Source organism: Janthinobacterium sp. Mn2066, assembly GCF_049319705.1.
Classification (GTDB): domain Bacteria; phylum Pseudomonadota; class Gammaproteobacteria; order Burkholderiales; family Burkholderiaceae_D; genus Janthinobacterium.
In genome coordinates this window covers 91347-103952 of the sequence record NZ_JBMOUF010000006.1, presented here as the reverse complement: position 1 = coordinate 103952, position 12606 = coordinate 91347, and the positions used below count along the sequence as shown (strand labels likewise).

9 protein-coding genes are annotated in these 12606 nt (G+C 63.1%); 5 read left to right on the top strand and 4 right to left on the bottom strand.

What is annotated here, in order from left to right:
• Positions 1-11 precede the first annotated feature (11 nt).
• Together ACL9RI_RS12985 and ACL9RI_RS12980 are read left to right on the top strand one after the other, a co-directional pair.
• A complete protein-coding gene (locus tag ACL9RI_RS12985) occupies positions 12-182 on the top strand; it encodes a hypothetical protein (RefSeq protein WP_422726992.1) in 171 nt (56 codons plus the stop codon).
• Between the two features lie 24 nt (positions 183-206).
• Positions 207-446, top strand: coding sequence for a hypothetical protein (locus tag ACL9RI_RS12980; RefSeq protein WP_422726991.1), 240 nt, complete (start codon positions 207-209; stop codon positions 444-446).
• A 57-nt stretch (positions 447-503) separates the two neighbouring features.
• Here ACL9RI_RS12980 and ACL9RI_RS12975 read toward each other — a convergent pair whose 3' ends face one another.
• Both ACL9RI_RS12975 and ACL9RI_RS12970 read right to left on the bottom strand, forming a co-directional pair.
• Complete coding sequence (locus tag ACL9RI_RS12975) at positions 504-4919, bottom strand: translocation/assembly module TamB domain-containing protein (RefSeq protein WP_422726990.1); 4416 nt, start codon at positions 4917-4919, stop codon at positions 504-506.
• Positions 4919-6832 (bottom strand): autotransporter assembly complex protein TamA, encoded by a 1914-nt coding sequence (locus ACL9RI_RS12970; protein ID WP_422726989.1) that lies wholly within the window; start codon positions 6830-6832, stop codon positions 4919-4921. Before ACL9RI_RS12970 ends, ACL9RI_RS12975 begins: the two co-directional genes overlap by 1 nt.
• A gap of 208 nt (positions 6833-7040) precedes the next feature.
• Here ACL9RI_RS12970 and queC point away from each other — a divergent pair, with 208 nt between their 5' ends.
• Both queC and ACL9RI_RS12960 read left to right on the top strand, forming a co-directional pair.
• A complete protein-coding gene (gene queC / locus ACL9RI_RS12965; protein WP_422726988.1) occupies positions 7041-7754 on the top strand; it encodes a 7-cyano-7-deazaguanine synthase QueC in 714 nt (237 codons plus the stop codon).
• A gap of 266 nt (positions 7755-8020) precedes the next feature.
• Positions 8021-11065: a sensor domain-containing diguanylate cyclase gene (locus tag ACL9RI_RS12960; RefSeq protein WP_422726987.1), complete on the top strand. Its 3045-nt coding sequence runs from the start codon at positions 8021-8023 to the stop codon at positions 11063-11065.
• Positions 11066-11069: 4 nt separating this feature from the next.
• On the opposite strand, the gene ACL9RI_RS12955 is transcribed toward ACL9RI_RS12960, so the two are convergent.
• On the bottom strand, positions 11070-11432 hold the full coding sequence (locus tag ACL9RI_RS12955) for a hypothetical protein (protein WP_422726986.1): 363 nt from the start codon (positions 11430-11432) through the stop codon (positions 11070-11072).
• A gap of 214 nt (positions 11433-11646) precedes the next feature.
• On the opposite strand from ACL9RI_RS12955, the gene ACL9RI_RS12950 reads away from it, so the two are divergent.
• On the top strand, positions 11647-11883 hold the full coding sequence (locus ACL9RI_RS12950; RefSeq protein WP_422726985.1) for a hypothetical protein: 237 nt from the start codon (positions 11647-11649) through the stop codon (positions 11881-11883).
• A 70-nt stretch (positions 11884-11953) separates the two neighbouring features.
• Here the strand turns inward: ACL9RI_RS12950 and ACL9RI_RS12945 are convergent, their stop codons facing one another.
• The gene (locus ACL9RI_RS12945; protein WP_422726984.1) at positions 11954-12583 is read right to left on the bottom strand and encodes a PEP-CTERM sorting domain-containing protein; all 630 of its coding nucleotides are present in this window, start codon (positions 12581-12583) and stop codon (positions 11954-11956) included.
• Positions 12584-12606 lie beyond the last annotated feature (23 nt).

The window sequence follows — 12606 nt, the reverse complement described above, 5'->3', positions numbered from 1 at the left end:
GGAGGCCAGCCATGATAGCCATCGCTAGCGATGCCCACCGCGTGCCCGATCCGGCGCCTGCCGATGATCCCCAGCCTGCCCACGAACCCGCATGGGCGCCCGATACGGCGCCCGGGCACCATCCCGGTCCCGTGCATCCGGTGCCGCAGGATGATCCCGTGCCCGATCCGCACCCCAGTTAATCTCGTCAAGAAAGGCTGTTTTAGATGGCAATTATCAAGGAAGTTTATACGCGCAAAGTCAGCGGAGAGTCATTTGACTATGAAATCGATTACACGCCCGGAGCAGACGTGGGCTGGATCGCGCGCGTGTACCACGATGGTCTGCTGAAAGGCTCGCCGCACGGCGCGCTGACCGCCAACGTGCTGTCTGGCCCGGCGCTGGAACAATATCTGCGCGCGTATGTCGAAGGCATGATCGAACGCGGGCTGGACGTGGCTGAGTAAGCCCGTTTGCAGCAGCGAAAGAAAAGGGCGCCGAGGCGCCCTTTGTTGTTGGTTAACTCAATCAAACGCCCACGTATACAACACGTCCAGCGCATTATTGGTGCCGGTCTGGAATTGCAGGGTGAAGCGGCGGTCCAGTTTGTAGCGCAGCTTGACCAGGCTGCTGGCCGTGCTGGTGCCTTGCTCGAACGTCAGGTAGGCGCGCGACGATAAGCGCTTGCCGACCGTGACCACGGTGCTTTCCAGTCCCTGGGCTTGCGACAGGCCCACTTCATCGAGGCCCAGTGAATTGGCCAGCTTGCCTTGCAAGCCGCCGCCCGTGCCGCCGAACAGGGCGCCGGCAGCCGTCGTCAGCAGGGCCATTTCATCGCCGGCCGCTGCTTCCGCACCGTGGCCGAGGATCAGCCAGGCCAGCTTGTCGCTATCGGACACGTTCGGCGTGGACACCAGCTTGGCGGTCGGCGCCTGGGCCGTGCCGCGCACTTCCACGCCGGCTTCCACATTGGTTTCCGACAAGGTATCGCCTTCCGGACGCTTGCGCACGGCCAGGATATTCAAGGCTGGATTATCGTAGGCGCCCGTAAAGTTGATCACGCCCCGGTCGATCGACAGTTTCTGGCCGTACGCGGCATATACGCCGCTGGCGACCCGGATGCTGCCCGTCACGCGTGGCGCGGCGCGGTTCAGCACGCGGGCGCGGATATTGCCTTCCAGGTCGGCGTCCAGTCCCATGCCGCGCAAATGGAAGGCGTTGCCCAGATCAAACTCCAGGTCTATATTCAGGGGCAAGGATGGTGCTTCCTTGCTGGCCGCGGTTTTCTTGCCCAGCACCACCACGTCATTGCTTTGCGTGGGCGTGTCTTGCGGCGCCAGCTCAATCAGGGCGCGGTTGGCCTTGAACTTGCCGTCGAAACTGAAATGCTTGTCATTGCGCACCAGGGTGCTGTTGCCCGACAGGACCAGGGTGCGGTCGGGGCGCGACAGCGCCTGCAGGCGGTCGGCCATCAATTTCAATTCCAGGCTGGCTTCGCCGTTCGCAAAGCGCACCCAGCCGTCTGCCTGCACCTTGCCATCGCCGCCGTCAAAGCTCAGGCGCTGCAATTGCAACTGGTCGCCAGCCAGCTTGGCTTGCAGCACGCCATTGCGCAGCTTCAAGCCCTGGTCGGCCCAGCTCACCAGCAGCTTGCTGCCGTTGATATCGCCATTCAATTTCGGCGCGCCGATGGTGCCGCTGCCTGTCAGGGCCACCGTCAGGCCACCGCCCAGTTCCAGTCCTGCCTGGCCCGTCAGCGGCGCCAGCCAGGATAGCGAGGCGATGCTGGTGGTGCCCGTCAGGTTCAATGCGCTATCGTTGCCGATGCGCCCGTCCAGCATATGCACGGTGGCATTGATATCGCTCTGGCCCGCGCGCGCACCGTCCAGTTTGACTTGCAGGCGCAGTTGCTGGTTGGCGATATCGACCCGCGCATCGAGGGTGCGCAAGCCCAGTGCCAGCGGCTGCTCCACGCCCACCGTCACGTCGCCTTTTTCGCGGTAGACATGCAGCATGCCTGCCAAGGAGGGGGCTTTGGGTTCTTTCTGATTGGCAATGGCCGCCTGCATGTCGAGCGACCATTGCGCGCCCAGGGTCAGGTCGCTGCGGGCGTTGGCCTGCAATGACGGAATCACTTGCGCCAGATACGTCAGCGCCACGCCGGCCGCCTGGCCCGAACTGGTCCAGCGGGCGCCGTCCTTGTTCAGGTTTTGCATGGTGATGCTGCCCGCCGGCAATTTGATGATGGTGTTGCCGACAGAAATGTGTTCCGGCTGGCCCAGCCCGGCCACGCCGCTGCCGGCCGGGCCGGCCACCTTGACTGGCACGGGCGCCTGCAAGACCAGCGCATAACGGCCCTTGTTTTGCAGGCTGTCGATGCTGCCTGTCCAGTTGGCGCCGCTCTGGCTGCCGCGAACTTGCACGCTGGCGTCGAAATCGTCGTTGCGCGCCGCCAGGTTGATGGTATGGCTGCCGCGCGTGCCCGTCGATTTCAAACGCGCACCGGCCAGCTTGAAGCTGGGCGTGCTGTAGCCGGTGATTTCCAGGTCGCTCACCATGGCGTCTTGTGGACCCTGGCCGGCGCCCACGCTGGCGCTGCCTTTCACGGTTTTCAATTGCTGGTCGCCAAAGAAGGTCAAGTCCTTGCCATCGAGCGACAGTTGCGCGGCCGGTGCGTCCAGCTTGCCGGAGACGGAACCGGCAGCGCGCAGCACGCCGGCAAAGCGCGGGCCCAGGGTGGACAATTGCGGCGCGTCCAGTTTCCAGTCCAGTTTATCCGTGGCGCCGCCCAGCGCGCCCTTGGCCAGCAGGCTGTTCGGTCCCAGGCGCAAGTCCGCGTCCACACTGTCGAGGCGTTTTGCATTGGCCGACAACCTGGCGTAGCCGGCCAGCGGCGCGTTTTGCAAGCTGGAGTCGCGCAGGGCTAAATTCAAAGCCACGCGCCAGTCGCTGGTCAGGCGGCCGCTGCCGTCGAAACTGGCATTGATATTGCCGACCGGCAGGGCGCCAAACGCGGCCGGGTTGATTTTTTCCACGCTGCCGGCCACTTTCAGCTCGGCTTCCTTCTTCGGCCCCGTCAAGCCCACCTCGCCGCTGGCGTGGATCACGCTGTCGGCCACGGGGCGCTTGCCGCTGGTCAAGCCCAGTCCTTTGGCGTCGGCGACAAAAGTGCTACGCGGCTGCTGCAAGCTGCCTTGCACGACGCCGCTGGCAACGATTGCACCGAGCAAGTCGTTTTGCAGGGCGGACAATTGCCGCGCATCCACGTTCCAGTTCAGCTTTTCGCCGGCGCCACCGAAATTGCCCTTGGCGGCGAGGGTGTTCTTGCCCAATGCCAGCGCCACATCGATGCCGCTGAAGTGTTGCGCATCGGCCGTCAGCTTGCCCTTGCCCGACAGAGGCTGGTCCAGCAGCTTGCTGGGGCGCACGGTAAAGTCCGCATTGGCCAGCCATTGGGGGGCAACGTGGCCGTTGGCCCGCACATCGAGGTTCAGGTCGGCCACGGGGAAGGCGCCGAAGTCGGCCGGGTTCAAACGGCTGGCGCTGGCCACCGCCTTGAAGGCTTGTTCATCTTTTAAATTGATCTGGCCCGTGGCGTTGATTTGGCTCTTGCCCGCTTGCAAGGTTGCCTTGCTCAACTGCACCAGCGAGTCGGCCATGCTCGCCTCCAGGTCCAGTCGCAGCTTGGCTTCCCCCAGTTTGGCGCGCAGGGTTTGCGTCTTGCCATCGCTGTCCAGCACGATGTCGCCCACGATTTTGGTGCTGTTGATGCTGCTGTACACCTGTTGCAAATTGATGCTGTCCGTGTGCAAGGACAGGTGCGCGCTGCCGATCGGGCCGTCGGCCGCCTCGCGGTCCAGCTTGCCGCTACCCGTGAATTTACCGGCAGCAGCCAGGTCGATCAGGGCCGATTCCAGGGTGGTAGCCGTCAGCGTGCCGCCCAGGCGCGCGTCAAACTGGCGCAGCGGCAATTTGTGCTGGTCGATGGGGCCAGGCGTGGCGTGGTTAAGTACCGACAATTTACCGGAGACACTTTGCTTGTCGCCGATGGCGGCGTCCAGCGCCAGGCTCAAATCTGCCTGTGGCAAGGTGGCATCAAACTGGCCAGGATTGATGTTGCGGCCCTGGATGCTGGCCGAACGCAGGATGATCACCGGATCGAACGGCGCCAGGGCCAGGCGCGCATCCGCCGTGGCGGGCCCGGCGCTGCCTTTGGCCGTGATGTTCAGCAAATTCAGGTCGCCGCCCAGTTGCAGGGCCACGGCGGCTGGCTTTTCGCCCGCCGCCGGGTTGCGCTGGGTCAGGCTGGCCATGCCCTTCAGTTTGAAGGGTTGCGTGGCGGCGATGGTGGCGTCCGCCTTGGCCAGGCCGAATGGCGTGCTGACGGAGGCATCGCTTAAGCGCCATTCATTCTTGTCGCCCGACAAGGTGAGATGGATTTTTTCCAGCACCGTGTTGCCGTCCGCGCTGACCAGGGTCAATTTGTCCAGGCGCGCATCGCTGATGCCGACCTTGAACGGCGAGGCCAGGCTGCTGGGCATGGTGGCCGGTTCATCGGACGGTCCCGTGCTTTCCACGGATAAACTGGCCACGTGCAGTTCGCTGATCGCGATGCCTTCCGAGAAATACTGGAACGGCGACCAGTTGATGTCGATATTCTCGGCCGTAATGTGCTGCGTCTTGCTGCGGTAGCTGACATGGCCCAGGTGCATGCGGTTGTAGAGCGAGCCGGACACGCCGCTCACTTCGATTTCGCCACCGCTGGCGCTGGCCACTTTTTGCACCAGCAGTTGCAGGGTCGATTCGCGGCCCAGGAACCAGAAGGCGGCGCCCAGCAGCACGGCCAGGCTGGCGATGCCGATGGCCAGATAACGGGGCCAGCGGCGCGGTTTCTTGGCGGGTGGCGTGGTCTCGGGAGACTCGGTAGTGATTTCAGACATCAGAAAGTGAATCCCAGGGAAAAGTGCAAACGGTAAGCGTGGACGGCGTGGCCATACGCCACGTCCACATTGATGGGGCCGACAGGGCTCTTGTAGCGTCCGCCCAGGCCATAACCGGATTTTGGCGTCAGCGCGCCTTTGACTGTATCGGCCGAGTTACCGGCGTCATAAAAGGTGGCGATCGCCCATTTCGGCATGAACCAGTATTGGTATTCGGCACTGGCGGTGGCCATGTAGCGCCCGCCCACGGTAGCGTCGCCTTCCTTGACGCCCAGTTCCTGGTAGGCATAACCGCGCACGGACTGGTCGCCGCCGGCACGGAACAGGTAGACGGCCGGCACGCCTTTTTTATCTTTCGAACCCAGCGCGCCCATTTCGCCGCGCAGGATGACTTCGCCTTTTTCGCCGAGCGGACGGTACCAGACTGTCTTGGCGGCCACGCGCACGAAGCGCTCGTCGGTCAGGACCGGCAACAGCGCGCCGCCCACCTGGGCATTGATGACGTAGCCACGGGTGGGAAACAGCAGGCTGTCGAGGTCGCGCTTGGTGATGGAATAGGTCAGCGGCAAGCTCTTGCTGCGCGTTTGCTCCAGGCCCACCACCGTCTTGTCTTCCCTGAGGAATTCGAAGGTGAGGCTGCGTTCCAGGTTGGTGCCGCCCCAGTTGCGTTTGGCCGAGATGGCCGATACGGCCGTGATCTCGTTGGAAATATCGCTGCGCTCGAACGAGGCGCCCACGCTGTCGCTATAGCCGCGCGCAGTGGTGGGCAAATAGAAGTTGGTGTGCGCCGCCTGCTTTTTCGTCTCCATGGTGATCGCGCTCTTGAAGCGCGTGCCCCAGACGTTCAGGTTGTCATAGTTGAGCTGGACGCGGTTACCCGTATTGGTACTGAAACCGATACCGGCGCTGACGTTCTGCTGCTTGTTTTCCGTCACGCGCACCACCAGCGGCAATTGCGGCGCCGGTCCCCGATAGACGGGCTTGGCGGCCGGCGCGTCGGTGGGCGCCTCTGCCCCATCCTGGCTGGCCTGGCCTGCCTCGATCTGTTCGCTGAGAATGCTGCTCATGTCGGCGCTCACTTCCACGCTGGCAAAGTAGCCCGTATCCTGCAAGGCGGCCTGGTAGGCTTGCAAGGCCGTTTCGCTGTAATAGTCGCCAGCATGAATCTTGTTCAGGTTGGTGATGATGTTTTCCGGATAGCGTTTCAATCCTTCGATGCGCAGCTCGCCGAAGCGCAGCTCGGGGCCGCTGTCGAGCACCACCAGCAGCGACACCTTGTGCGTGTCCGGATCGACCACGGCTTGCGTGTCGAGCAGCTGTGCGCGCGGGTAGCGCGTCTGCACCACTTCGCGCAGCAGAGCACGTTTCGCCGATTCCCAGTCCGACTGGCGGAACACGTCGCCCGTCTTCAGCGACCAGCTGCGCTTGAGCGCTTCCTTGTCGTACGGTTCGCTGGCGGCCAGTGGCGGGGTAGAGTCGAAACCGCGCAATTCCAGCTCGACCTTGTCGACCGTGACGGCTTGCCCTGGTTCCACATCGACGATGACGACCGGCTTGCTGCCCGTGGTATCGACCCGCACCTTGACGGTGGGCGTATAAAAGCCGGCCGTGGCCACCAGGTTCTTGACTTGTTCGGGCGCATCACGCACCAGGCGCTGCAATTGTTCGCGGTCCATGCGCGGGTTGCCGCGGAAACGTTCGAGTTCCAGGTTCTTTTCCAGCAACTCATCGAGGTCGCCGGGCGCATTCACCTTGACCTCGTATTGCAGGGCGGGCGCCGTGGCTTCAGTCGTGCCCTGCTCGGTTGGCGCATCGCCAGCCTGCGCTTCCTGTGCCCGGGCATAGCCCATTGAAAACACCAGGAGAGTGCCGCCGGCGACGGCCAAGGTCAGTTGTCCCATTACTTTTGTCACCAGTTGTGCCAAAATTCGTGGTCGTATCGCCTTGTCGGCCGCTATATGTCCTGGTGATCGTGCAGAAAACATGGTGCTCCAGATGAGTAAATGCTGACTGCATGTTACCGGATTAGGTAAATAGATGGCGGACGAATAAGTATCTTTTGCGGAGGGAACATGTTTCCTTGCGCACTATTGCAACAGATAAACAGAAGGAATAAAAATTATGCTAGCAACCGACTCCGCACTGGTGCTCTTTAGTGGTGGGCAAGATTCCACCACCTGCCTGGCCTGGGCCTTGAAACACTATAGCCGCGTGGAAACTATCGGCTTTGACTATGGCCAGCGTCATGCGATCGAGCTGACCGTGCGTCCCGGCTTGCTGCAGCAGATGCGCGCACAGTCGCCCGAGTGGAACAGCCGCCTCGGCGAAGACCACATGATAGACCTGTCGCTGATTTCCGCGATTTCCGATACGGCCATGACGCAGAATGTGGAAATCGTGATGCAGGCCAATGGCTTGCCGAATACTTTCGTACCTGGCCGTAACTTGCTGTTCATGACGGTGGCCGCTACCGTGGCCTATCGCCGCGGCTTGACGGTGCTGGTGGGCGGCATGTGCGAGACGGATTTCTCCGGTTACCCGGATTGCCGCGACGACACGATGAAGGCGCTGCAAGTGGCCTTGAACCTGGGCATGGATACGCGCTTGAAGCTGGAAACGCCGCTGATGTGGCTGGACAAGGCGCAAAGCTGGGACCTGGCCGAAGACCTGGGCGGCCAGCCGCTGGTCGACCTGATCCGCAGCGGCACCCACACCTGCTACCTGGGCGAGCGGGGTGAGTTGCACGACTGGGGTTATGGCTGCGGCACTTGCCCTGCCTGTGCGCTGCGCGCCAACGGTTATCAGCAATATGCGGCGCGCAAGACTGTCAAATAAATAGTGTCTGTCTGCAAGCAACGGCTGGGCTTTGCCTGGCCAGCCACCCTGCGCGCTGCTCCCCGCAGCGCCATGCTTCCCGTCCGCATGGCTCAATAATTTTGTGGTCTTTTTGATACATGTTATGCGGTTGCCAGTCCGCCCGCTGTAACGTACTATCATTTTCATCGGCGACGGATGGTCGTTGCCGATGCGGCTGAAAGCCGCTGCCAGCCTCGTCTGCAGCCCCCGCTTGCCACCTTATCGTAGCGTTTTCCCTGGCCCTCATGCATACACGCGTGTTTTCGTCGTGGTTCTCCAAGCCGGTAGCGGACTGGGTGGGGCCGCGCCTGCTGGCGACGCTGGTGCTGATGCTGTGCCTGGGGCTCACGTATGGCGCCTGGCGCAATGCCAGCGAAGTGAGCCGGCAGCAGGTGCAGGCCGATTTCGATTTCCGCGTGCGCGAACTGGCGGGCAATATCATCAGCCGCATGCAAACCTATATCCAGGTGCTGCACGGGGTGCAGGGTTTGTACGCCAGTTCGCAGGAAGTCACGCGCGATGAATTCCATGCCTACCTGGCGCAGCAGCAGGTGGACTTGCACTTTCCTGGCATCCACGGCATCGGCTATCTGCCGCTGGTGCCTGGCGTGGCGCGTGCCCGGCATGAAGCGCAGATGCGCGCCGAAGGCTACCCGGACTATGTCATCCATCCACCCGGTGCACGTTCCGCGCATGCGCCCATCACCTATCTGGAACCCTTGAGCGACAGCAATCTGCTGGCCTTCGGCTATGACATCCTGTCCGAGCCGGTGCGGCGCGCGGCGCTGGAACAGGCGCGCGATACGGGGCTGGCGGCCATGACGGGCAAGATCCACCTGGTGCAGGATGGCGATAACAAGGAAGTTTCCGGTTTCCTGATCGTCTTGCCCGTGTATGCCCATGGCCAGCCGCTTGCCAGCGTGCCGCCGCGCCGCGCCGCCCTGCGCGCCTGGGTGTTTGCGCCATTTCGCATGAACGATCTGATGGCCGGCGTGGGCGGCGAAGTGTCGCGCCTGCTGGACCTGGAAATCTACGATGGCCCGCAGCTGGCCGAGGCCGCATTGATGTACGACAGCCTGCCGGGCACGCTGCCGCTGCAGGCGTCCGGCACGCTGGTCTCGACGCGCCTGATCAGCATCGCCGGCCATGCCTGGACCTTGCGCGTGCGGACCATGCCCGGCTTCGGCGGCGAGGCGCTGGCCCGGCCGCACGCGGTGGCGGCTGCCGGTGTCGTGGTCAGCCTGCTGCTGGCGCTGTCCACCTGGCTGCTGGCGGCCAGCCGGGCCCGGGCCAGGGCCGCGCTGGCCCGCGCCAGCGACATGGCGGTGCAGCTGGCGCAGGGCCAGGCCAGCGTGCTGGCGATGGCCGAAGCGGCCCAGCGCAGCCAGGCGATGCTGCGCAACATCCTCGATGCCACCATCGACGGCATCCTGGTCGACAACCTGGCGGGCCACATTTTTACGTCGAACCGGCGTTTTCGCGATTTATGGCAAGTGCCCGATGCGCTCGACTGGCAGGCGGACGGCGAGGCGCTGGTGCGCCATGTGGAAGGTCAGCTGGAGCAGGCCGCGGCCTTTCTTGGCGCGCGTGCCGACACGCCGCAGGGACACCGCGAACGGCGCGACGTGCTGTATCTGCGCGACGGCAGGGTGGTCGAACAATATGTGCGCAGCATGCAGCTGGGCAATGACCATGCGCGGCTGTGGACCTTCCGCGATATCAGCGAACGCCACCAGATGGAGCGGCGCGAGACGACGCGGCGCCAGGCGCTGGAAATGCTGGCCACGGGCGCGCCGCTGGAACGGGTGCTGGAAAGCGTGGTGCTGGGCGTGCAGGCTGACCATCCGGCCATGCTGTGCAGCATTTTGCTGCTCGACGAGAGCCGTCACCGCCTGGTGCTGGGCGCTGCGCCCAGCCTGCCCGCTTTTTTCAATCTGTCCAGCCACGGCCATGACCTCGATACCCTGCAGGGGGTGCACGGTATCGCGGCGCAAGCCGTGCGCAGCGGCCAGCGCGTTGCTGTCGGCGATATGCAGGCCGATGGCGGCCCGCCCGGCGCGATGGAACTGGCCTGGCGCGCCCGCCTGCAGTCGTGCTGGGCCGAACCCGTGCGTGGTGGTAACGGCAAGGTGCTGGGCGTGCTGATGGCCTACCATCGCCAGCCCATGTTGCCCGGCGCCACCCATCTGGCGCGGATGAAAGAGGCGGCGCACCTGGCTGGCATGGCGATCGAGCAAGCCCAGGTGGCGCAAGCCCTGCGCGCGGGCGAAGCGCGTTTCCGCAGCCTGTATGACCATGCGCCAGTGGCCTTGTGGGAACAGGACTGGTCGGCCGTGCGCGATGCACTCGATACCCTGGTGCAATCGGGTGTGGGCGACCTGACCGCGTATTGGCAAGCCCATCCCGGTGAATTGAAGCGCCTGGCAAGCCTGGTGCGCATCATCGATGCGAATGGCGCCGCGCTGGCGCAGGTGCGCGCCAACCTGGACGACCAGCGGCGCGGCGCCCTGAGCCTGGCGCAGAATTTCGATGACGATGCCATGCCATGTTTTGGCGATGCCTTGCTGGCGCTGGTGGGCGGCGCCCACCTGTTTGAATGCGAAGGCAGCTTTGTGCGTCTCGACGGCGCCGCGCGGCAAAATGAATTGAGCTTGCTGGTGATGCCGGGCCATGCGGACAGCCTGGACTTCGTGATGGTGTCGTCGCTGGATATTACCGAGCGCAAACGGATGAATGCGGAATTGCTGCAACTGGCGACCACCGATTTTCTCACCGGCTTGCCGAACCGCCGCCACTTCATGGCTGCGCTGGAAAATGAACATGCCCGCCTGCAGCGCGAACTGGCCAGTGGCGCCACGGTATTGATGCTCGACCTGGACCATTTCAAACGGGTCAACGACGAGCATGGTCACGCGGTGGGCGACGCCGTCCTGCGCCACCTGGGCGCGCTGATGTGGCAAGAGCTGCGCAAGGTCGATGTGCCTGGCAGGGTGGGAGGCGAAGAGTTTGCTATCTTGCTGCCCGGAACTGACCTGGCGGCGGCCGCCGTGTTTGCCGAACGCCTGCGCCGCCGGGTGGCCGAGAGCGCCTTGACCACCGATGGCGGGGTGGTCATCCACAGTACCGTCAGCATCGGCATGGCGGCCATGGCGGGCACGGACGCCGATTGCGACGCCGTCCTGGCGCGGGCCGATGAAGCCCTGTACCGCGCCAAGCGGGGCGGGCGCAACCGGATAGAGCAGAACGATGGCGGCGCCGGCGGCGTGTTGAGCCAGTTCATGAATAGCTAAGTTCTCAGTGGCGATTGCCTTGTTTGCGGTTGCGGCTGACCAGGACCCAGATGATGGCGACAGGGATCAGCAGCGGCAGCATGAAGGGCGCGCTGAAGAGCAGTCCCAGCGCGATGCAGCCAGCCACGATGGCGACCATCAGCACACCGACTCCCGTCATCACCAGGCCGACCACGACGGCCGCGCAGATGATGGCGAGCAGGGCGATCAGCAAGCCGCCGCCAGCGAAAATCATGCCGAACAGAAATTCCAACGGGCCGTCGACGTCATTGCCATTGAAGTCCATCGTCATGTTGCTGCCGCTGATCTTGTTGAAAAACAGGCAGGCGAGGACCAGGATGAAGACGAAGGTAAGGAATTTTTTCATGATATGCCTCTGTGGGGTGATGTACTGGTGAACTCAGGATGTTCACACTGTAATCGCCCCTCGCCATGGCTGCCAGCGGCGTGCGACAGACGGTCATTTTGACGGCATGGAAAGCGGGCGCGGCAGGATACGCTGTTGACGAACAAGATTTCTTTTCTTGAAATATACGTGCGCCGTCCTATACTGAACACCTCAGTCTAGCAAGGAGGGCAACATGCTTTTGTTTGCAGATACCGGGGATCAATCGTTATCCCTTCATGACCATGTAAGCACGCGCCAACGTAGCGCCCAGCAGTCTTTCGCCGAGCCCGTCGGTGCGCCATCGGCCATTCCGCCGATCATCATCAATCCCTATAATTACCACGTGCCGCTGCCAGCCATCGATCCGCGCTGGATACCTCCCGGCCCGCCGCTGACCTGGCCTGCCCATCCCGCCATGCGCATGTGCTAGCGTTTGCTTCCGCTGCAAGGCGTGAAAAAAGCCCGCTTCGCGGGCTTTTCGCGCATGACCGCAGCAGATGTCAGGTCTTGCGGCGCAGCATGAAGCCCATCAAGCCCAGGCCGGCCAGCAGCATGCCATAGGTTTCCGGTTCCGGTACCGCGCTGATGAAGGCGTGATTGTCCGTCTCGAATGCGTTCTGGCCCGATGCAAAGGCGACCGAGGTGATTTTCGATCCTGCACCGGCAAAGGCATTGATGTACAGTCCCACGCCTTGGTTGCCATTGGGCAAATCGCCGGCCAGGGTGGCCAGTTGCGTGCCCGTCAAGGTGGTCGTGCTGTGATCGGCGAAGGTGTAGGTGACACTGTTGTAAGTGTCAGGCGATCCCATGTAAAAGCCGAAATAGCTGAGGCCGCCGCTGAAGGTCGCGGTCACGGGTGTGTGCTGGTCGGAAGAAACACCGGCCGACAGATACAAGCTCGTGTCGCCGGGAGGCGCGGCATGGTTGCCGTTGGTTCCCGAAAACAGTGAACCGTCCGTGTAGTTGGCGGGCAGGATGCCACTGTTGAAGTCGATGGTGGTGGCGCCCGCAACGGACGACACCATTCCTTGACCAGCGACGGCTGTGCCGCCTGCTGTAAAGACGGGGACGGCACTGGCCGTTCCTGCGACAGCCAGCGTGGCGAAGGCCATGGTAGCGAGTAGTTTCATTTTTATTCCCTCAAGTTAATATG